Source organism: Bacillus sp. FSL P2-0099, assembly GCF_038007445.1.
In the GTDB taxonomy this organism is placed as follows: Bacteria; Bacillota; Bacilli; order Bacillales; family Bacillaceae_G; genus Bacillus_A; species Bacillus_A mycoides.
In genome coordinates this window covers 4673259-4695144 of sequence record NZ_JBBOXE010000001.1, presented here as the reverse complement: position 1 = coordinate 4695144, position 21886 = coordinate 4673259, and the positions used below count along the sequence as shown (strand labels likewise).

Annotated in this window: 23 protein-coding genes and 1 riboswitch; of the genes, 12 read left to right on the top strand and 11 right to left on the bottom strand. The window is 36.7% G+C overall.

Annotation, left to right across the window (positions count from 1 at the left end; translation table 11 throughout):
* Positions 1-738 precede the first annotated feature (738 nt).
* The gene (gene pckA / locus MKY90_RS24330) at positions 739-2325 is read right to left on the bottom strand and encodes a phosphoenolpyruvate carboxykinase (ATP) (RefSeq protein ID WP_002034448.1); all 1587 of its coding nucleotides are present in this window, start codon (positions 2323-2325) and stop codon (positions 739-741) included.
* A gap of 228 nt (positions 2326-2553) precedes the next feature.
* Positions 2554-2675, top strand: a riboswitch (SAM riboswitch).
* A 169-nt stretch (positions 2676-2844) separates the two neighbouring features.
* Here pckA and metK point away from each other — a divergent pair.
* The gene (gene metK / locus MKY90_RS24325) at positions 2845-4044 is read left to right on the top strand and encodes a methionine adenosyltransferase (protein ID WP_002015707.1); all 1200 of its coding nucleotides are present in this window, start codon (positions 2845-2847) and stop codon (positions 4042-4044) included.
* A gap of 192 nt (positions 4045-4236) precedes the next feature.
* On the opposite strand, the gene MKY90_RS24320 is transcribed toward metK, so the two are convergent.
* A complete protein-coding gene (locus MKY90_RS24320) occupies positions 4237-4419 on the bottom strand; it encodes a hypothetical protein (protein ID WP_002067721.1) in 183 nt (60 codons plus the stop codon).
* A 169-nt stretch (positions 4420-4588) separates the two neighbouring features.
* Between MKY90_RS24320 and MKY90_RS24315 the strand changes: the two genes are divergently transcribed.
* Both MKY90_RS24315 and MKY90_RS24310 read left to right on the top strand, forming a co-directional pair.
* Complete coding sequence (locus tag MKY90_RS24315; RefSeq protein ID WP_063218864.1) at positions 4589-5098, top strand: MogA/MoaB family molybdenum cofactor biosynthesis protein; 510 nt, start codon at positions 4589-4591, stop codon at positions 5096-5098.
* Positions 5095-5697 (top strand): molybdenum cofactor guanylyltransferase, encoded by a 603-nt coding sequence (locus MKY90_RS24310; protein WP_063218865.1) that lies wholly within the window; start codon positions 5095-5097, stop codon positions 5695-5697. The genes MKY90_RS24315 and MKY90_RS24310 overlap by 4 nt, the downstream gene beginning before the upstream one ends.
* 281 nt (positions 5698-5978) lie before the next feature.
* Here MKY90_RS24310 and MKY90_RS24305 read toward each other — a convergent pair whose 3' ends face one another.
* The 3 genes from MKY90_RS24305 to MKY90_RS24295 form a co-directional block, all read right to left on the bottom strand.
* On the bottom strand, positions 5979-7121 hold the full coding sequence (locus MKY90_RS24305) for a glycosyltransferase family 4 protein (protein WP_063218866.1): 1143 nt from the start codon (positions 7119-7121) through the stop codon (positions 5979-5981).
* Between the two features lie 12 nt (positions 7122-7133).
* On the bottom strand, positions 7134-7664 hold the full coding sequence (locus MKY90_RS24300; protein ID WP_002167520.1) for a phosphatase PAP2 family protein: 531 nt from the start codon (positions 7662-7664) through the stop codon (positions 7134-7136).
* Positions 7665-7809: 145 nt separating this feature from the next.
* A complete protein-coding gene (locus MKY90_RS24295) occupies positions 7810-8322 on the bottom strand; it encodes a gamma carbonic anhydrase (RefSeq protein ID WP_002015678.1) in 513 nt (170 codons plus the stop codon).
* A 74-nt stretch (positions 8323-8396) separates the two neighbouring features.
* Here MKY90_RS24295 and MKY90_RS24290 point away from each other — a divergent pair, with 74 nt between their 5' ends.
* Both MKY90_RS24290 and MKY90_RS24285 read left to right on the top strand, forming a co-directional pair.
* On the top strand, positions 8397-9200 hold the full coding sequence (locus MKY90_RS24290) for an alpha/beta hydrolase (protein WP_002129529.1): 804 nt from the start codon (positions 8397-8399) through the stop codon (positions 9198-9200).
* Between the two features lie 37 nt (positions 9201-9237).
* Entirely contained in the window at positions 9238-10302 is a 1065-nt protein-coding gene (locus MKY90_RS24285) for a tetraprenyl-beta-curcumene synthase family protein (RefSeq protein ID WP_002089107.1), read from the top strand.
* A 34-nt stretch (positions 10303-10336) separates the two neighbouring features.
* Here the strand turns inward: MKY90_RS24285 and MKY90_RS24280 are convergent, their stop codons facing one another.
* The 6 genes from MKY90_RS24280 to MKY90_RS24255 form a co-directional block, all read right to left on the bottom strand.
* Positions 10337-11638, bottom strand: coding sequence for a PepSY-associated TM helix domain-containing protein (locus MKY90_RS24280; RefSeq protein ID WP_078177749.1), 1302 nt, complete (start codon positions 11636-11638; stop codon positions 10337-10339).
* 155 nt (positions 11639-11793) lie between these two features.
* The gene (locus MKY90_RS24275; protein WP_341092757.1) at positions 11794-12468 is read right to left on the bottom strand and encodes an aspartate/glutamate racemase family protein; all 675 of its coding nucleotides are present in this window, start codon (positions 12466-12468) and stop codon (positions 11794-11796) included.
* A gap of 24 nt (positions 12469-12492) precedes the next feature.
* The gene (locus MKY90_RS24270; protein ID WP_002067629.1) at positions 12493-13173 is read right to left on the bottom strand and encodes a hypothetical protein; all 681 of its coding nucleotides are present in this window, start codon (positions 13171-13173) and stop codon (positions 12493-12495) included.
* An 18-nt stretch (positions 13174-13191) separates the two neighbouring features.
* Positions 13192-14025, bottom strand: coding sequence for an ABC transporter ATP-binding protein (locus MKY90_RS24265; RefSeq protein WP_341092755.1), 834 nt, complete (start codon positions 14023-14025; stop codon positions 13192-13194).
* 185 nt (positions 14026-14210) lie between these two features.
* Positions 14211-14783, bottom strand: coding sequence for a class I SAM-dependent methyltransferase (locus tag MKY90_RS24260; RefSeq protein ID WP_002129524.1), 573 nt, complete (start codon positions 14781-14783; stop codon positions 14211-14213).
* The gene (locus MKY90_RS24255) at positions 14780-15739 is read right to left on the bottom strand and encodes a TIGR01212 family radical SAM protein (RefSeq protein ID WP_002167527.1); all 960 of its coding nucleotides are present in this window, start codon (positions 15737-15739) and stop codon (positions 14780-14782) included. Before MKY90_RS24255 ends, MKY90_RS24260 begins: the two co-directional genes overlap by 4 nt.
* Positions 15740-15850: 111 nt before the next feature.
* Between MKY90_RS24255 and MKY90_RS24250 the strand changes: the two genes are divergently transcribed.
* The 7 genes from MKY90_RS24250 (at position 15851) to MKY90_RS24220 (ending at position 21726) form a co-directional block, all read left to right on the top strand.
* Positions 15851-16114, top strand: a complete 264-nt coding sequence (locus tag MKY90_RS24250; RefSeq protein ID WP_002089099.1) for a YtzC family protein — start codon at positions 15851-15853, stop codon at positions 16112-16114.
* 15 nt (positions 16115-16129) lie between these two features.
* Positions 16130-16279 carry a hypothetical protein gene (locus tag MKY90_RS24245; protein WP_001129345.1) on the top strand — a complete coding sequence of 50 codons (150 nt, stop codon included), beginning with the start codon at positions 16130-16132 and terminating at the stop codon, positions 16277-16279.
* A gap of 129 nt (positions 16280-16408) precedes the next feature.
* Positions 16409-17170 (top strand): ABC transporter ATP-binding protein, encoded by a 762-nt coding sequence (locus MKY90_RS24240; RefSeq protein WP_002129519.1) that lies wholly within the window; start codon positions 16409-16411, stop codon positions 17168-17170.
* Positions 17171-17186: 16 nt separating this feature from the next.
* Positions 17187-19046, top strand: coding sequence for an ABC transporter permease (locus MKY90_RS24235; protein WP_341092753.1), 1860 nt, complete (start codon positions 17187-17189; stop codon positions 19044-19046).
* Between the two features lie 347 nt (positions 19047-19393).
* Positions 19394-19960 carry a tyrosine-type recombinase/integrase gene (locus MKY90_RS24230; protein ID WP_098167621.1) on the top strand — a complete coding sequence of 189 codons (567 nt, stop codon included), beginning with the start codon at positions 19394-19396 and terminating at the stop codon, positions 19958-19960.
* Positions 19961-20001: 41 nt separating this feature from the next.
* Positions 20002-20499, top strand: a complete 498-nt coding sequence (locus MKY90_RS24225) for a cation:proton antiporter regulatory subunit (RefSeq protein ID WP_098167620.1) — start codon at positions 20002-20004, stop codon at positions 20497-20499.
* Positions 20500-20502: 3 nt separating this feature from the next.
* Positions 20503-21726 (top strand): cation:proton antiporter, encoded by a 1224-nt coding sequence (locus tag MKY90_RS24220; protein WP_098167619.1) that lies wholly within the window; start codon positions 20503-20505, stop codon positions 21724-21726.
* The last annotated feature ends 160 nt before the right edge of the window (positions 21727-21886 follow it).

Here is a 21886-nt window from a genome sequence, read left to right as displayed (position 1 = left end):
AAAATAGTTTATATGTTCGAAGCCGTGGTTTGTATGTATGGAAATCCGAGTATGTAAATTGAAAATTGGGCTTGGGAAGTTTTAAGTTGGAATAGAGGATCTGGCGATGGATAGAAGCGTTCAGATCCTTTTTTAGTCCCATGCGGTGTGAAACCAGAAGGATGTAGTGAGTGGGAAAATAGTTTATATGTTCGAAGCCGTGGTTTGTATGTATGGAAATCCGAGTATGTAAATTGAAAATTGGGCTTGGGAAGTTTTAAGTTGGAATAGAGGATCTGGCGATGGATAGAAGCGTTCAGATCCTTTTTTAGTCCCATGCGGTGTGAAACCAGAAGGATGTAGTGAGTGGGAAAATAGTTTATATGTTCGAAGCCGTGGTTTGTATGTATGGAAATCCGAGTATGTAAATTGAAAATTGGGCTTGGGAAGTTTTAAGTTGGAATAGAGGATCTGGCGATGGATAGAAGCGTTCAGATCCTTTTTTAGTCCCCTGTGGTGTGAAACTAGAAGGATGTAGTAAGTGGGGAATAGTTTGTGTGTTCGAAGCTGTGATTTGTATGTGGGTAAATTAAAGAATATATAGAAAGAAGCTTACGCGGAAAACGTAAGCTTCTTTTTTATGTAAGTGTGTGTAACCGTTAAGCCGCATTGGGTTTTGTCGGTGAGTACGTGGAACTTTACGGTTACACGACACTTATTCATATGAGTAAAAGGGTTATTCCAACAGAAAATTTGTAATTAAGCGATTGGACCGCCTAAGTTAATAATAGCTTCAGAAACGCTATCGAATTTTTTGAAGTTTTCTTTAAATTCGTTTGCAAGCTCAATTGCTTTCACTTTGTAAGCATCTTTATCAGCCCAAGTTTGTTCAGGCATTAATACTTCATCAGGTACACCTGGAACATGACGAGGTACTTCAAGGCCAAAGATGTCGTGTTTTGCAGTTTCAGCTTTAGCAAGTTCACCGCTTAGTGCTGCTTGAATCATTGCACGAGTGTAACCTAAGTTCATACGTTTACCAACGCCGTATTCGCCACCAGTCCAGCCAGTGTTTACTAAGAATACTTTCGCATCATGTTTCTCGATTTTTTCACCAAGCATTTCAGCATAACGAGATGCATCAAGCGGTAAGAACGGTGAACCGAAGCAAGTAGAGAATGTAGCTTGCGGAGATGTAACACCGCGCTCTGTTCCTGCTAGCTTACTAGTGTAACCGCTTAAGAAATGGTACATAGCTTGCTCTTTTGATAACTTGCTGATTGGAGGCAATACGCCAGATGCATCAGCAGTTAAGAAAATAATTGTATTTGGATGTCCTGCAACACTTGGCAGTACGATATTGTCAATCGCATGCATAGGGTATGCAGCACGTGTATTTTCTGTTAAAGTAGTATCGTTATAGTCAGCGATGCGTGTTTGACCATCAATGACAACGTTTTCTAAAACTGAACCAAATTTGATTGCATCGAAGATTTGTGGTTCTTTTTCATGAGAAAGGTTTACACATTTTGCATAGCAACCGCCTTCAATATTGAATACGCCGTTATCAGACCAACCGTGCTCATCGTCACCGATTAATTTACGGTTTGGATCAGCAGATAATGTTGTTTTGCCTGTTCCAGATAAACCGAAGAATAGTGCTACGTCGCCTTCTTCGCCTACGTTTGAAGAGCAGTGCATAGAAAGAATGTCTTGTTCAGGTAGTAAGAAGTTCATAATAGAGAAGATTGATTTTTTCATTTCTCCAGCATATTCTGTACCACCGATTAGTACGATACGTTTTTCGAATGAAACCATAATGAATGCTTCAGAATTTGTACCGTCAATCGCTGGATCTGCTTTGAAGTTTGGTGCAGAAACAATTGTGAACTCTGATTCGTGAGTTGCTAATTCTTCTTCATTTGGACGAATAAATAATTGATGTACGAACAAATTATGCCATGCATATTCGTTAACAACTTGAATTGGTAGGCGATAGTTGCGATCAGCGCCAGCAAATCCTTTGAAGATGAATAACTCTTCTTTTTCTTTTAAGTATTCTAAAACTTTTATATATAATTTATTAAAATGTTCTTCAGAGATCGGTTGGTTCACGGCTCCCCAAGCAATTTTGTCAGCAACCGATGCTTCCTTCACAATAAATTTATCTTTAGGAGAACGTCCTGTGTATTTTCCTGTTGAAGCAGAAACGGCACCAGTAGAAGTTAATTTCCCTTCGTTTCGCATTAATACTTTTTCCACTAATTGCGGAACACTTAATTGAATCTGTGCATTGCTTCCGTTCAATAATTCATGTAAACCAATTTGGACATTCACAGTACTCATATTTATATACCATCCTTTTCATTTAATGAAATATTTCTCGTAATCCCCATCAATAGTATAACACAATTATATAAATAATGTATACTATTTATTTATTTTTGTTTGTGTGAATGTATCATTTCCCTATTAATATTTCATTCTATGGGTATTGAGAAAAACTTTCCGGAAAATGTGAATATTAATTGACAAATGAATATCATTTCTTTAGTATAGGTTGGGACGGATACTCTCTTATCCCGAGCTGGCGGAGGGACAGGCCCGATGAAGCCCAGCAACCTCACTTGTAGTGGTAAATACAGGTGAATAGGTGCTAAAACCTGTGCGAGGCTAACGGTCTCGAACGATAAGAGCAAAGGGCAAAAAGCAGTATGCAAGTAGCAAATTAAACCTTTCCTCTATGTTAAGTAGGAAAGGTTTTTCTGTATGCTTGTGTGGGAGAATAAATGTATGTCGCAGTTTGTGGCAAATTAAGGATGAGTTCCGTACAATATATACAATTACTGTAGGGAGGTTTACCACATGACAAAAAAACGTCATCTGTTCACATCTGAGTCTGTAACTGAAGGACATCCAGATAAAATTTGTGACCAAATTTCTGATTCAATTTTAGATGCGATCTTAGCAAAGGACGCAAATGCACGTGTAGCTTGTGAAACAACTGTAACAACTGGTTTAGTATTGGTAGCGGGGGAAATTACGACTTCTACTTACGTAGATATTCCAAAAATCGTTCGTGAAACAATTCAAGGCATTGGTTACACACGCGCAAAATACGGATTCGATGCAGAAACTTGTGCAGTTTTAACATCTATCGATGAGCAATCTGCTGACATCGCTATGGGTGTTGACCAAGCACTAGAAGCACGCGAAGGTCAAATGACTGACGCTGAGATTGAGGCAATTGGTGCGGGAGACCAAGGTTTAATGTTTGGCTTCGCATGTAATGAAACACAAGAATTAATGCCACTTCCAATCTCGCTTGCTCACAAATTAGCTCGTCGTTTAACTGAAGTACGTAAAGATGACACATTATCATACTTACGTCCGGATGGAAAAACGCAAGTTACAGTTGAGTATGATGAAAATGGTAAACCTGTACGTGTGGATACAATTGTAATTTCTACACAACATCATCCAGATGTTACGTGGGAAGAAATCGATCGCGATTTAAAAGAGCACGTAATTAAAGCTGTAGTTCCAGCAGAATTAATGGATGGAGAAACGAAATTCTTCATTAACCCAACTGGCCGCTTCGTAATTGGTGGACCACAAGGTGATGCTGGTTTAACAGGACGTAAAATCATCGTTGATACTTACGGTGGATACGCTCGCCATGGCGGTGGTGCATTCTCTGGTAAAGATGCAACGAAAGTTGACCGTTCTGCAGCATATGCAGCTCGTTATGTTGCGAAAAACATCGTAGCAGCTGGTCTTGCTGACAAAGCAGAAGTACAACTTGCATACGCAATTGGCGTAGCACAACCAGTATCAATTTCAGTTGATACATTAGGCACTGGTAAAGTATCTGAAGACGTATTAGTAGAACTAGTTCGTAACAACTTCGATCTTCGCCCAGCTGGTATTATTAAAATGCTAGACCTACGTCGCCCAATTTACAAACAAACAGCAGCTTACGGCCACTTCGGACGTACTGATGTAGATCTTACATGGGAACGTACAGACAAAGCAGCTACTTTAAAAGAGCAAGCTGGTCTATAATATATGAAAAAAAGCTTTGCGCTGTGTGCGCAAAGCTTTTTTTATTTGGTTTTATCAAGCATTAACGGGCAGTAAGCCTCCCACCTCAAAATTCGGCTGTAAAGCAAAAAAGTTAGGTAGGAGGCTAACTGCCCGTAAAAGCCCGATTGGTGAAGGCTAATAATCAGTGGGGAAGAACAAAATCCCCACTGATTAAAGTTTCACTTTATTTACTACTTGAATGCAAGAACTACAATAAACTTCCCCGTCTAGCTCAATATACTTCTTCATATTTGTCATACCACTTGCCGGAAATGGCATATGAATCCACGCTTTTTCATACGTTTGTATTTCCTTTTCACATGATTTACAAAGGATTGGTTTCTTACGGAACATAGACGGTCACCCTTTCAGTTGGCGTGCTTTTCCTGCGCAAAAAGCACTGCTCAGTAAAAATAGCGTTGCGAATATAATACTCACTAATGTAGCATTGGCTTCATACATAATTGTGTAAAGATATGTATGATAAAATGAAGAAAAGTCTTTAGGAAAGGAAAGATGAAAAATGAGTGTAACTGAACATAAAAAACAAGCTCCAAAAGAAGTGCGCTGCAAAATCGTGACGATTTCTGATACACGTACGGAAGAGACGGATAAGAGCGGACAACTATTACATGAATTATTAAAAGAAGCAGGACATAAAGTGACCTCTTATGAAATTGTGAAAGATGATAAAGAAAGTATCCAGCAAGCAGTGTTAGCAGGTTATCATAGGGACGACGTTGATGTCGTGTTAACGAATGGCGGAACTGGTATTACGAAACGTGATGTAACGATTGAGGCAGTGTCAGTGTTATTAGATAAAGAAATTGTTGGATTTGGTGAGTTGTTCCGTATGATAAGTTACTTAGAAGATATCGGAAGTAGTGCGATGTTAAGTAGAGCAATTGGCGGTACAATTGGGCGTAAAGTTGTCTTTTCAATGCCAGGATCTAGCGGAGCGGTTCGTCTTGCGATGAATAAGTTAATTTTACCGGAATTAGGTCATATTACATTTGAGCTGCATCGTCAATGAGTAAGTGTGCTGGAATTGTATTAGCAGGAGGTATGTCGAGCCGATTCGGTGAGCCGAAAGCGTTAGCCATTTGGAAGGGAACTACTTTTGTAGAGCATATCGTGAAAGTGATGGAAAGTATTTTGCAAGATGTTGTTGTTATTAGTCATACTGATATAAAAGAGCGAGTAGAGCAACTCGTACAAGTTCCTGTTATAGAAGATATTCCGCATTATAAAGGGAATGGACCACTTGCTGGAATCGTATCAGGAATGGAATATATAGAAGCAGATTGGTACGCTATTATGCCTTGCGATGCGCCAAATGTTTTGCAAGAATGGTTTACCATTTTACTAGAGCAAACGAGCAATGAATATGATGCGGTTGTACCTATTATTAATGGAAGAAAACAACCGTTACTTGCAGCGTATAATAACCGCGTGAAAGAAAAGATTTATGCTTTGCTTCAAGAAGAAAAAAGAAGTATGGGCCAGCTTTTATCACAATGTAATGTGAAATATATTGCTGGTGAAGATGTACAAGCGAATGTAGATTGGTTTATAAATGTGAATACGAAAGAAGAATATGTGCAGGCTCAAAAAGACCTTTCAAATGAATGAAAGGTTTTTTGGTATACAGAAATTGGGGAACAATTACTGTATAAAGGTATGTGAGTAAGTTGATTTTAAGGGGATTCTTAAAATCAACTTACAGTAAAAAATACTGTATAACCATATATTAATTTTTATGGGTTTTTATTACAAGTCTGTTTAGTTATGTATCTTTTTGTTATAATGAATATAGGAATAAAATGATATTTCACCTTATGTATCATTTATTAAACTAAAATTTATAACTGTGTAATAAACTCCCTTCGTTTTTTGGAAGGGAGTTTTTCTGTTTAAGCGAGTAATTCTGATGCAGTGTGCTGAAGGACTTCTGCATATTGGTCAAGTAAGCCACGAAGGATCTCATCCCAGCTTTTTGATTTAGCATAAGACGAAGCTGCTATGCCCATTTGCATAAGTTGATCTTCATTTTGCAATAAAGAATTGATGGAGAATAGAAAGGAATCTGTATCTTTTGGTGGACAAAGAATTCCTGTTTTTCCATCTGTAATAATATTTTTAACCCCGCCACTATTCGCACCAATAACAGGTGTACCACATGCGAGTGACTCCAGCACGACGTTCCCAAATGTTTCAGTAGTAGATGGAAATACCATTAGATGGGAGGAAGCATAGACTTCAGCTAAATCTTTACCTTGTAAATATCCAGTAAAGGTTACATTTGTTTTTGGAACATTTTCATGCAGGCCCTTGGCAAGAGGTCCATCTCCAGCGATGAGCCAATGAATATCGTCACGTTCTTTGTTTGTCGTTTGAATAAGTGTTTGAAGAGTATCGATATCTTTTTCAGGAGCAAGGCGCCCGACGTAGGAAAGAATATATTTCGCTGTAATATTATATTTTTTTCGGAATAGGTCTTTATTGTAAGTTGGATGAAAGAGAGTACAATCTACACCACGTCCCCAAATATAGAGCTGTTGAAATCCTTTTTTCTTTAATTGATGTAATGTTTCAGGAGAAGGAACAAAGTTTTTTTGCATATGACTATGAAACCAGCTTAAATAGTTCCATAGCATATTGGAGAGAAATTCGATTTTGTAATAGCGTAAATAGGCGTCAAAATCAGTATGATAAGAACCGACAACTGGGATATTTAACTTTTTGGCATAATATAACCCACAAAGTCCCATATTGAAAGGCGTAGCGATGTGAATGATATCAGGTTTAAAGGCAAGAAGTTCCCGCTTAATGCGCGGAGTAGGAAAGGCAAAGCGACATTCTGGATATAATATTGTTAACGGGATACTTCTCATTTTGTTCACATTCGCTACGAAATTATCTTCTGCCGTATGCTGAGGGGCGAAAACAGAATAGGCGATATTTTCTTTTTGAAAATATTTAGTTAAACGTTCCAAAGTTTTCGCCACACCGTTGACTTGTGGTGTAAATGTATCGGTAAATATGGCGACTCTCATCATATCGCTCCTTTACATGAGTGGAATGAGTTGATAAAAAGAGATGATGCCAGAGCAAGTGCCAAGGCACATGCCTACAAATACATCTGACGGATAATGAAGCCCTAAATAAATACGGGAAATACCGACGCATAATGCTAACGGTAATAGAAAAGCAAGCAAGTTTGGATTATAGCAAATAAATGGAATGAGGACAGAGAAAACAGCCGTTGTATGTCCGGATGGAAAAGAATGATCTTTTAAAGGCTGTACTGGATATTTCGCATCTTGAATTGTTAAATAAGGACGTTTTCGTGGATACCATCTTTTTAATATTTGCACAGGAATATGGCTAATTGTTAAAGAAATAGCAGTTGCAATTGCAGCTTGATGCAAATTCCCTGTTGCGAAAATTAAAAAGAATAGGGTAAGTGCAATGGAAAAACTTGCACCACCGATATGGGTAATATTGCTGAAAAAGATGTTTAATGTTTTTTGATCAAAGTAGCGATTAATTCCTTTGAAGATGTAACATTCTATTTTATATAGTCCACTGACCTTCATGAGATTTTTCCTCCCTCATTTACATATATATGGAGTTATTAACTTCTATTTTAATAAGATTTTATTGAGGGGATAATAAGGTTTTGTAAAGAAAAAGTTAGATTTTTTCATAAAAAAAGCTGCCAGTCTTATGGCAGCGATAAAATCACTTTTGTAACGATTTATAATATTGTCCTTTTTCAACGTATTGTGTGCGGATACGTTCCATATCTTTACGGTCTTCTTCTGTTAATTCGCGAATGACCTTCGCAGGGCGACCGAAAGCTAACGTATTAGGAGGGATTTTCTTTCCTTGTGAAACGAGACTACCAGCACCGATGAAAGCTCCTTCACCAATTTCAGCGCCATCTAATATGATAGATCCCATTCCGATTAAAGCATCTTTTTCAATTTTGCAGCTATGTAAAATAACTTGATGCCCAACGGTAACGTCATCTTCTAAAATAAGAGGATACTGGGGGCTTTGGTGAAGTGTACATTGATCTTGTACATTTACTCTATTTCCAATTATCGTTGGTGATACATCACCGCGGATGACTGTATTAAACCAAATGCTAGATTCTTCGCCAATTGTCACATCGCCTGTAATGGTAACATAGTCAGCGATAAAAGCACTACTCGCAATTTTCGGATTTTTTTCTTTGTAAGGATATATCATGTAAAGCCTTCCTTTCCTAGAGACTAGTTTTAGTGTATCAAATTATGAGAAAGAGTGAAATGGAGGAGGTCCGTATGTGGAATTATGAAGCAGAGGAAGCGAAAGCTGTAGTCGTTATCGTGCACGGCGCAATGGAATATCACGGACGTTACGAAGCTATAGCAGAAATGTGGAATCATATCGGCTACCACGTTGTGATGGGAGACCTTCCATCACATGGAACGACTTCGAGAAATAGAGGACATATTGATTCATTTGATGAATACATAGAGGAAGTTAAATTATGGGTGAAAGAGGCAAGGAAGTATCGATTACCTATTTTTATATTTGGTCATAGTATGGGTGGTCTTATTGTCATTCGTATGATGCAAGAAACGAAGAGAGAAGATGTAGATGGTATTATTTTAAGTTCACCATGTTTAGGTGTATTAACTGGACCTTCTGCTCCGCTTCGAGCTGCCTCAAAAATATTAAATGTTGTTGCTCCAAAATTGCAATTTGCAACGAACCTTACAGTGGAAATGTCAACTCGTAATCATGAAGTGAGAGATGCGATGGAGAATGATTCATTGTTCTTGCGCAAAGTATCAGTACGTTGGTATAGTGAATTGATTAAGTCTATCGAAATTGCGCATAAAAAAATAGGCGATTTTCCAGACGTTCCACTCTTGCTAATGCAGGCTTGTGAGGATAAACTTGTAGATAAAACACGTGTCCGTACTTGGTTTGATAATGTTAAAATAAGTGATAAGGCTTTTAAAGAATGGCCGAATTGTTATCATGAGTTATTAAATGAGTATGAGCGTGATGAAATTTTGAATTATATTCAGTCATTTACTGAAATACGCATCAATAACATAATAGAAACAAATAAGTAAATTATTTGTACATTGAATAGAGGAGATGAAGGAAGAAGTGAACGTACCGAGTAATCCCATAACGCTCATGGCGAAAGTATACCGTGATGTGTTTCCGGTAGTACACCATGAGCTAGCGATGTGGAAAGAGCGTGCCTACCATATTCCGAATGACGAGCTTCATAGTCAGGCAATCGCAAGTATTGAGAATAAAACGTTTCATTGCGAGGGCGGTGGCATTTTAGCGCTACTAGCAAATGAACATCGTGAGGAATGTATTCGTTTTATCGTAGCTTATCAAACGATTAGCGACTATTTAGATAATTTATGTGATCGTAGTACATCACTTGACCCGAAAGACTTTGCGGCTCTTCATGAGTCGATGGTAATGGCATTAAGCCCTGAAGTTGAAGGGGGCGGTAACTATTATCGTTATCGTGATGATCAAGATGATGGTGGTTATTTAGATGAGCTTGTTGAAACATGTCAGGATGTTTTAAAGAAAACGAAGCATTATGATAAAATTGCTCCAATTCTTCATGAACTTGCTTGTTATTATTGTGATTTGCAAATTCATAAACACGTGAAGTTAGAAGAAAGAGAACCACGCTTAAAAACATGGTTTGAAGCGCATAAAGAAAATTTACCACCGATGAGTTGGTTTGAGTTTTCAGCATGTGCAGGTTCTACGCTTGGAATTTTCTGTCTTGTAGCATATGCATTTCATGATGAGTTACATGAAGAAGATATTGTGAAAATTAGACAAGGGTATTTTCCATACGTACAAGGACTTCACATTTTACTTGATTATTTCATCGATCAAGAAGAAGACCGTATCGGCGGAGATTTGAATTTCTGTAGTTATTATGAAAACGAGCAAGCTATATTAGATCGTATGAAACATTTTGTAGAAGAAGCAGAGAAGAGCATTGGTGATTTGCCTCATGCGAAGTTTCATCGTCTCATAAGCCGAGGATTACTTGGTATTTATTTATCAGATCAAAAAGTATCAGCGCAAAAGAATATGCACAAAATGGCACGGCGCATTGTAAAATACGGAGGGCTCACTTCACGATTCTTCTACTGGAACGGGAAGATGTACCGAAAGAAAATGGCGCAGTGATGAAGAAAACCACTCTTGTAGAGTGGTTTTCTTATTATGATTGTATTTTTGAAAATACATATATGAGAAGTTCAATTGCGAAAATAACTAAAACAGATAGTCCGAATAAAGGCATGACAGCGCCTAGTATAACCATCATGATAAAGAAAACGATTATGCTTTTCTTATCTCTTTGCTTTGGCGGTGCTGCTAATTTTCCTTTTGGCTTTCTTGCTAACCACATTTTTATTCCGTAATAAATGAGAAGTAATAAAGATAATGTCGTTAGTAAGCATAATATTTTATTTGGCCATCCGAATAAATGTCCTTCGTGAAGCGGGATACCGTAAGTAAACCATTGTGCAAATAATCCATAATCACGATAGTCCGTTTTGGAAATAAGTTCTCCGCTATATTGATCAAAATAAGCTGTTATTTCTTCATTTGGTGCGACATGCATACCCGTAATACCGGAACCGCTTGATTTCGAAACGGTGAATACACCTTTCGGATCAGCCGGTAGTGAGATAACATATGGCTTCTTTATTTCAATTCCTTTTTGTAATTCATCGACAGAAATTGCTTTTGGCTCATTTGAATTCGATTCAGGAGGAGCTTCTTTTCTAGTTGCCCACGGTAATTCTTTTACCTTCGATTCAGGCGGTGCCATATACAATGTCGGATATCCAATCGATTCATTCGACGATGCGATTTTATAAATTTGGTTCCCCATAAATCCTGACCATGGTAATCCAGATGCGACTAACAAAACGAGTGGAATTGTAAATATAATACCGATAATAGAATGACGTCGTTTTGCTTTTTCTCGCTTAGTGGATGCGGGTGTGTTTTTGAATTGGCGTATACTCATATACAATCCAGTCACAATTAAAAAGATTGTCCAGCATGCCGCAAGCTCTACAGTATAGTTGACGACAGTGCCACCAACTAAAAGAGAACTATGTAATTCCCGCATTATATTGGCAAAAGTTTCACTTGCATTTTGATCTCCAACAATTTGATTATTGCTATCTAAATACACATATTTTTGCTTTCCTGTATATTCATTTGCAATAGTAAGTCTCGTATTATAATCCCCATTAAACTCACTAATTTTCGCCACACTATAATGTGGATATTTTTTCTCTGTTAAGAAAAGCGAATCAGCCATCGAAATAGACTCTGTTTGGGCGCTCTTCCCAAAATATAAATCTTTATAGATGAAATCTTCAACTTCCTCCCGAAATAAATACCCAATTCCGCTCAGTGACAATGTAATAAGAAGCGGCGTAATAAAAAGCCCGGCGTAAAAATGCCACCTCCAAAAAATATAATGAAGCGAACGATTTACTTTCATACTTCAGTTCCCCTAACCTTCCCTATATGAATAAACTACTTATTTAATATAGCGAGATTAAGTGTGATTACTTTGAAATAATTGTGAAAAAAGTTAAAAGTTTTGGTTATTTTTATCAAACATAAAACACATTTTAAAAAGGATGTGTTCTATGTTTATGAAGACTTTTTTATATTTGATGCATAGATCCTAACAACTGCTTTCGCAAGACATTGAGCGGAATCAACAAAGTCCTCACTCACCACCACATTCAAATCGGTACATGCGATAATAGCGGTATCTACTTCGTCTTTTAACTGTAAAACGAGCAGACTCCATAATTTACGAGCTTCCTCAATTTCTCCGCCTTTAATACAAGTAATAATTTGATTAATCATTTCTTGCCATTGTTCATTATGAATGTACTCTATATCACGTTTTGTAATTCCATCTTGGTAAATACTTGCTTGAACAGTCGCTTCTGTTGCAAGAAGAGCGACTCTTTTTGTATTTTCAGGAATTGCTTTTAACGTCTCATCGACTATATTCAAAATAGGAATGGTAATAGAACGCTGTAATTCCTCGAAATAAAGATGCGCTGTATTACATGGCATTGCGATGAAATCTACACCAGTACTTTCAAGTTTTTGCGCTCCTTCAATAATCGCTTTTTTCATCGCCGCATGATCAATAGGGCGATCCATATAAAACGGTGTTGGGCACGAATAAATCATCATATGAGGAAAGTCCATATCATGCTTTGCTCCATAAATTGTTTGGCACTTTGCTACAACTGTATCGACGAATGGTCCGGTTGATTTTGGACCCATTCCTGCTAGTATTCCAATCATTGTTTAGTCCCCTTTAATATGTAATCAAAAACGTTTTCTGCGAACGAGAAAAAGAAATAAAGTAAGTAATAAAAATGAATATACGATAGCCCAAGCTGTAAGCCATAGAGTATGAGTAAGTATATTATATTTGTATTGTCCAAGCATTATAAAGCTTTCGACAGGTGGTAAAAACCATAGTAACTCTTTTTTTAACCGGATTGAGGCAATCGTCATAAGTAATATAAATGTAAGACTAAGCCAAGCGGTGCTTGCTTTTTGAATAATATTTCTAGTAAATAATGTTGCGATTGAAATTCCTAGTATAGATAAAGACATGTGAGCGAGAAATCCGACTAGAAATAAAGAAGCTGTCATTTTTTCATTAAACATTTGCAAAATAATTGGATAGATTACGGATATAAAAGATAAAACAGTACAAATAAGAAGAGCCGTAATATATTTACCAACGTATAATGCCGAAATATTATTTGTATGTGAAATAGTGATTTGTTCTTGTACAGGATCTTCAGTATGAAAAATTGTGACTGTAATCCAGGCAGATAATAAATAAAGTGCGAGTGCTGTTTCTAAGTATGTTGGTACAATGGGAGTTGGTTTATATGTATATACAAAAAGTAAGCTTATGCAGTACATCGCAATAGGAGGAATGTACTTATACGATTTCGTGTAGTCGAGAAAATGGTAACGAATAAGCGCAAACATAATAAACCTTCTTTCGATTTAAAAATTAGGCTGTAGCAGTGTGATAGATGCTTTTTTATGTAATAAAAACTGAAGCATTTCGTTTGCATATTCCTTTTCGATTTGTAATTGAATGAGGCTTTGATTTGAATTGTGTGTAACTTGTATAAATCCTGATTGCTTTTGTAGTTCTATAGCTGAAAATGTTTCGTGAACAATTGCCTCAATATAGACCTGTTCTGTTGATTTTTGCACAGAGGTATCTTCCGCAATTGTATGATTTGCTAATGTCACAATTCTATCGGCGAAGTTTTCTAGTAGTTGTTTTTCGTGACATGTGAAGAGTATAGATATGCCTTGTTGTTTTAATGAGAGTAAAATATGCTCTAATTCTTGCTGAGAGTTAGGGTCGAGTCCAGAAAGAGGTTCATCTAGAATTAATAAATGGACGTCCGTAAGTAATGCTTGCATAATGCCTGTTTTTTGTTTCATACCTTTTGAAAAGTTTCGTACAACGTAATGCTTTGCATGATGTAGATGAAAAGATTCAAGGAGCATCGGAATTTTATTTCTTAAATATTTTGTTGATAAACCGTGAATGTGGCCGAGATGATATAAATAATCCTCTAATGTAAAACGAATTCCTTCAGGAAAATGTTCAGGGACATAACTGATTTGTATATGTTCTTTTCTTTGAAGTGTCCCTGCCGTAGGTGGAATAAAGCCTGCAATTATTTTGAGTAAAGTACTTTTTCCAGTCCCGTTCCCACCAATAATAGCGAGTGCTTCTCCTTCTGGAATGGATAAATCGATGTTGTCTAGTATAAGTGATTTGCCATACTTCTTTTGAATTCCCCTTAGTTCTACTAGCAAAGTTCTATCCTTCTTTCTTCAAATATTGTATACATCCATTATATAGGAGAATAAGAAAAAGACGTGCAATGAATGCACGTCTTTTTTTGTTATGTTTTGTCGAATGATCGATATATCTGAAAAATCGTTGATATAATTATCCTGCTATTTGCCGGACAGTAAACCTCACTGATTAAAGTTTCACTTTATCGCTTCTCAATCGCCACAATAAATGGCGGGTTATTTTGCTGGTTAATGAAGCCGTATCGCAAAACGTGAGCTTCTTTTTGATCTAGTTCTTCTGCAAATTTAAGTACAGCGTCGCGTTCTACTTGTCCTTCTGGATGTCCGTGGTAAATGACAAGGACGATGATACCTTCAGGTGCCATTACTTCTAATAATTGCTCGATCGCCGAGATTGTTGAGTTCGGTTTTGTGACGATATGCTTGTCACCGCCTGGAAGGTAACCTAAGTTGAAGATAGCGCCTGTTACTTTTCCTTTTGCATCTTCTGGTAGTACGGATAGAAGCGTATCGTGACTATCGTGAACTAAAACAGTACGTTCAAAAAGCTCTTTTTCTTTTAGGCGGATAGTAGAGCTTTCAATTGCTTCTTTTTGAATATCAAATCCAAATACTTTTCCGTTATCTCCAACGATTTCAGCTAGGAAGCAAGTGTCATGTCCATTTCCTAAAGTTGCATCTACAGCGTAATCGCCTTCTTTAACAGCCGTTTGCAGCAGCGAGCGAGCAAACGGTAATACACGTTCTAATTTCATTTTTGTTTCTCCTCATTTGCATATTTTCCTTGCCAGCTTCCGCGGCGTACAAATTCTGCATCGATGGAATTTAATACTTCCCATTTATTTAAGCTCCACATTGGGCCAATCATTAAATCAGGCGGACCGTCACCTGTGATGCGGTGCACAATTACATCTTCTGGAATAATTTCAAGTTGGTCAACAACGAGACTTACGTAATCTTCAAGAGAAAGGAACTCGAGTTGTCCTTTTTCATATTGCTTCACCATTGGCGTTCCTTTTAATAAATGAAGTAAATGAATTTTAATTCCTTGTACGTCAAGCTTCGCTACTTCACGAGTTGTTTCCATCATCATGTCGTAATCTTCAAGTGGAAGACCGTTAATAATATGAGAGCAAACTCTAATGCCATGTTTGCGTAATTTATTTACGCCTTCCACATAAGATGGATAATCGTGAGCACGGTTAATAAGATTTGCAGTACGTTCATGAACAGTTTGTAGTCCGAGTTCAACCCAAAGGTACGTACGTTTATTTAAGTCCGCTAAATATTCAACGACATCGTCTGGTAAACAATCTGGACGAGTTGCGATAGAAAGACCGACAACGTCTTTTTCTGCTAGAAGCGGTTCGAATTTTTCTTTTAACACTTCAAGTGGTGCATGTGTATTTGTGTAAGCCTGAAAATAAGCGATACATTTTCCGTCTTTCCACTTTGAGTGCATTTTTTCTTTCATTTCATGATATTGCGTTATAACATCATCGCGGCGATCGCCAGCGAAGTCACCAGATCCAGCAGCACTACAAAACGTGCAACCACCGTAAGCAACTGTACCGTCACGGTTCGGGCAATCGAAGCCAGCATCTAATGAAACTTTAAAGATTTTTTCACCAAATTCATTTCGTAAGTGGTAATTCCATGTATGATAACGTTTATTGTCATTTGTATATGGAAAAGGGTTTTGAACCTTCATTATTTTCCCTCCTAAGACGAGTCAAAATGAAACAAAATCCATTATAACATACTCATAAGGTTCATATGGAAGGGACACACTAAAGGGGAATTGAAGCAAGGAGGGACAATTATGGCAGAGCGTCAATCACTTGAAGAGTATATTACACAGGCAGAACAAGCGGTGGAATATGCGAAAGAACAATTAGACCAAGGCATGAGACAAGAGCATTACAATACGATGGAGTATTCGGATGCTCAGTTACAATTAGAACAAGCATATAACGACTTACAAACTATGCAGCAACATGCGAATGATGAGCAACGTGAGCAATTAAATAGAGCACGTATGGCAATTCGCCAATTGCAACATCAAATGATTATTACACCGCACTAATAAGGAGTGAATGTAATGGCGAAACGTTCAGATCAAAATAATCCAGAGCAAAAAACGCAAAATGGACATAACGCTGAATTTTCAAATGAACTTGATCCAGTTGTTCAAGTGAAACAGCGTAACAGTAAAAAAGGACAACCTCAAAGATCGAAGCAATCAGAGTAAACCAGGTCGAAATACGACCTGGTTTTATTTTATTACAAAAGTGTAAGGTAATTGTAATGTTAACAAATAGCAGTTCACCTCCAAAAGGCGCAAAATAGGTAATGGAAAAACAAGTGTAGGAGGATATATATGACGAAACCAGTTGTAGACGTGAAAAACGTTCAAAAAGTGTACGGTAAAAAAGGTGAGAACCAATCACACGCGTTAAAAGGTGTTTCATTCTCAATTCAAGAGGGTGAGTTTGTTGGAATTATGGGACCATCTGGTTCTGGTAAAACGACATTGTTAAATGTAATTTCAACGCTTGATAAAGCAACGGGCGGCGTTGTTGAAATTGCGGGTACGGACATTACGAAAATGAAGCAAGGTGAGCTTTCTGATTTCCGTTCGCAAAAGTTAGGATTCATTTTCCAAGACTTCAACTTATTAGAGAACTTATCTATTTATGAGAACATTGCACTTCCACTTTCACTTCAAGGTGTTTCATCACGTAATATTGGACCGAAAGTAGAGAAAGTAGCGGATATGTTAGGGATTACAGAAATTCTTCAAAAGTATCCAACTGAAGTATCCGGTGGACAGAAACAGCGTTCAGCAGCAGCACGCGCACTAGTGCATGAGCCGGCAATTATTTTAGGAGACGAGCCAACAGGAGCTCTTGATTCGAAAAATGCAGCAAGTTTACTTGATGCGATGACAAACTTAAATGAAGAACAAGGCGTATCTATTATGATGGTTACGCATGATCCATATAGTGCAAGTTACTGTCAGCGTATTTTATTCATTCAAGATGGTGAGCTATATAAAGAAATTCATCGCGGTGGTACGCGTGAAGAGTTCTACAAAGAAATTTTAGATGTACTTGCAGATTTAGGTACACAAAAAGCGTAAGAAAGGAGGTTTCAGTATGTTATTTAAACTTTCCATGTCAGGGCTAAAGAGTAAGCTGAAAGATTATATTGTCTTACTTGTTGGTCTTGTCATGTCGATTTCAATTTTTTATATGTTCCAAACGTTAGCGCTGAATAAAGCGTTTATCGAATCCAATTCTGTTATTAAGTCTATTGGTTTCGTATTCCAAGCAGGTTCATTTTTATTAGCAATTATAACGTTCTTCTACATTTTATATGCAAACTCTTTCTTATTATCTCTTCGTCAAAAAGAGTTTGGTATGTACATGATGTTAGGTGCAAAAAAGCATAAAGTTACATTACTTATGTTTATTGAAACGATTGTATTAGGTGCTGCGTCTCTTGCGATTGGACTTACAGTTGGTGTAGGACTTGCAGAAGGTATCGGACAGTTATTAATGAAACAATTAGAATTTGCTGGTGAAGGCTATAAGGCATTTTATCTACCATCTATGACTGTTACTTGCATTTTCTTCTTTGCATTATTTGTATTATCAGCAATTATGAACAGTATTAAGTTATCACGTATTTCAGTACTGCAACTTGTACATGCAGATGCACAAACAGAACGTGTTGCGGTAAAAGGAAAAATGACAGGTGTCGTTGCAATCCTTGCTGTTATTTTATTAGGAATTGGCTATGCATCAATGATTTACATGGAAAGACTAAGAGAAATGGGAATCCTTATTGCATTAATTACAACAACAACTGGTACTTACATGCTATTTGGATCACTTCTCCCAGTTATCATTAGAAAGTTAAAGAGTAATAAAAAGCGTAGTGAAAAAGGACTTAATGCTTTTACGTTTGCACAATTAAATTTCCGTATTAATAGCTTAACGAAAGTACTTGCAACGGTAGCGATGTTAGTTGCTCTTGGAGCGGGTGCAATTTCAGGTGGTATGGCGTTTAAAAATAACGTTATAAAAATGGTTGATGGTTTAGTAATATATGATTCAGTTATTCATAACCCAACAGCTGAAGAAAAGAAAATTTTAGATGGTATTACATTTAAAGAGAAAAATGAATATCGTTACAAAGTTGATAATAAATACGTTTATTATGTAAAAGAAGATTTAGAGAAAAAACCTCCTTTCGTACAAGATACAAAACAGATGGAAAGTATGAAGGATTTAGGAAAAATAAAGAAAGTTTCAGAGGAACTACCAGTAGGTGCAGTTTCTAGAGAAATGAATGAAAAAGATGCGAGTGCTAAAGAACTTCCAGAAGAATGGAACGAGGCTTTCAGAACAATTCAGCCATTTTATCTATATGAAGATCATGCAATTAAAATTGTAGATCAGAAAATGTACGATACTGTAAATGGTAAAGAAGGAATCGCAGTTACTGGAAAAACAGACGATTTTGTAGCATACACAAAAGAATGGAAAAAACTTGACGAGTTGCAGCTAGTTAAATATAAAAATGTAAAAGCTGAAAGATTAGATAGTAAATATCAATCTTACAATGGATTCTACGGCATTGCGAGTGGAACAGTATTTATGGGATTCTTCCTTGGAATTGCGTTCTTAGCAATGATGGCAAGTTGTTTAATGTTTAAAATTCTTTCTGGTGCATCAAAAGATATTACGCGTTATCAAATGCTTCGCAAAATCGGTGTGCGTCGTGAGTTATTAACGAAATCGATTTATAAAGAATTATTCTTAGTATTCTTATTCCCAGCAATTGTGGGGATCGCTCACGTATTAGTTGGTATGAATATTTTCGGATTTATTTTAATGGATCCTTACTTCCGTATTTGGGTACCAATCGTAATTTTCGTAGTTATTTATGCGATTTATTACTTCATTACAGTTCAATTGTATAAAGGAATTGTTCTTCCAAAAGAAGATTAATAGGTAAAAAGCCGAGTGAAAGTGCTCGGCTTTTTGTATTTTCAGAAAAAACACTTTAATGTTACTGAAATATATAATATAATGTAAATAAGTAACATAATATGAAAGTATCAGCAACCGAAAAATGAAAGGAGGAATCCGATCTGTAGAAAGAAGCTGAACTTGTATCCCCTATTTTTCTACCCACACCGTATTTGTACAATCATAACTTTCCAAATGAAAAATTGTCAGACTTAAGTCGTATATTGTGAAAATAATGGATAATACATGGAAATCTCATAGCATGATAAGGTAAAATGAACAGGATAATGAGAAAATTACCGTTCATAAGATGAGGAGATACATGTATGGAAGTTGTAGAGGCATTAAAAGATATAAGCCAAATTGAGGCTATGAAAAAGTATTTAAAAGAGCACTCGCAGCGAGATTATCTTTTATTTGTTATTGGAATTAACACTGGATTAAAGATCACTGAGCTACTTAGTATGAAATTTGAAGAGGTATTAAATGAAGATAAGACTGTTAAAGAGTTTTATTCTCTTCCTGTGAAAGATGAAAAGTTTAAACAAGATATTTATTTAAATACAAAAGTAAAAGAGGCGCTTTTAGCGTACGTACAATCTTTTGATATTCAAAGAGAAAACTACGTATTTCAATCTAACAAAACAACAAATTCAATCTCACGCCAACAAGCGTATCGTGTTATCCATAGCGCAGCTGAAGCGGTCGGAATACTTGGTAAGATTGGAACGAACTCAATGCGAAAAACATTTGGATTTCATGCATATAAAAGAGGAATAGCAATCGCACTGTTGCAAAAACATTTTCATCACGCGACTCCTTCAGAAACGTTAAAGTATTTAGGGATATCAAAAGACGAGAAGTTTAAAACAGAGATTGATGTAGATTTGTAAAAGGGAAGAGCCGTAACTAAAAAAATTTAGGAGGCGGGAATATGAATATTAGAGAGAGTGAACTACCGGGCATTGGATGTAAATTTGAAGTGATAACAAAGGGTAATGAAAAAATGGTTATTGTTATTCACGATGATGGACGAAGGGAAATGTATCATTTTGATGAGGATCATGATGAGAGTATTTCAAGCATTTCTCTTCGCGATTCTGAGGCGAGACAAATTGCGGCTATATTAGGCGGGATGGTATATAGACCACAAGCTTTAGACACGATTGAGATGGCTTTTGAAGGATTATCAATTGAATGGTTTAAAGTAGAAAATAACGCACCAGTGGTACAAAAAACAATTGGTAGCTTACACGTTAGAAAAACATATAACGTAACAATCATTGCTATTTTGAAAAAGAATATGAAGAAGTTCTTTAATCCAGGCCCAGATTCTATCATTGAAGCTGGCGATATGCTCGTATTATCGGGCGAAAGACATGAAGTGAAAAGAATTATTAATGAGTTGCTTTCAGCAGGAGGTGATTCGTAATCGATGGATACTTTAATTTTTGAAGTTGGAACTGCGTTAGTATTAGTAGCTTTTGCAGCTATCCTCGCTGCGAAGTTAAAGTTCTCGATTATTCCGTTTCTCATTATACTCGGTATGTTAGTGGGGCCTCATGCCCCAGATTTAGGACTTATCGATTTAAGGTTTATTGAAAGCGGAGAAGTTATTTCCTTCCTCGGCCGTGTAGGCGTCATATTCCTCCTATTCTATTTAGGCTTAGAATTCTCAATAAAAAAATTAATTAAATCAGGAAAGTCGATTGCTTTTGGAGGTAGTGTTCATATATCGCTTAATTTCATATTAGGTTTACTTTATGGATATATAATGGGCTTCCCCTTACTAGAAACATTAATTATTGCTGGAATTATTACAATCTCATCGAGTGCAATTGTAGCGAAAGTAATCGTTGATTTAAGAAGATCTGGTAATAAAGAGACAGAGCTAATTTTAGGAATCATTATGTTTGATGATATCTTTTTAGCTGTATATTTATCAGTTGTTTCAGGATTAGTACTCGGAGGTGCAACATCATTTGTAGGTGCTCTTACATCGGTGTTAATCGCAGTAGGGTATATGCTCCTATTCTTTGTAATCGCTAGAAAAGCTACGTCGTTCCTAAATAAAGTATTAGATATTTCGTCAAACGAAATTTTTATTATCGTGATATTTGCTATTTTATTCTTTGTAGCAGGATTTTCAGAAACAATTCATGTTGCGGAAGCGATTGGGGCTTTATTGTTAGGACTCGTCTTTTCAGAAACAGAGCATAGTGATCGAATCGAGCATCTCGTCGTCCCGTTTCGTGATTTCTTTGGAGCTATATTTTTCTTCAGCTTCGGTTTAAGTATAGATCCGTTTTCGCTTGGAGGAGCAGTATGGTTGGCATTAGGAGCAGTTTTCATTACTCTCATCGGCAATTTTACAGCTGGAATGATTGCAGGACGTAAAGCCGGGTTATCGCATAAGGCTTCTACGAATATCGGTTTAACACTTATATCACGCGGGGAATTCTCCATTATTGTCGCGAATCTCGGAATAGCGGGTGGCTTAATGGCAACGATTAAACCGTTCTCAGCTTTATATGTTTTAATATTGGCGTCGTTAGGGCCATTATTAACGAAGGAGTCTGGGAGAATATACTCTCTACTAGACAAAATATTTAAATGGAGTGCGAAAGAAAGTGCAAAACGTAAAAAGGAAGTTGGATAACTTTTCGCGAGGGAACGATTCCATTATTTATAGATTAATATTTTACAAAGACGATTAGAATACATTCTGATCGTCTTTGTGCTATTATCTGAATTTCATCAACTATTAATCAGTTGCCTTCCTATTTAAAAACGACTACAATTTTACTGTTATATATATG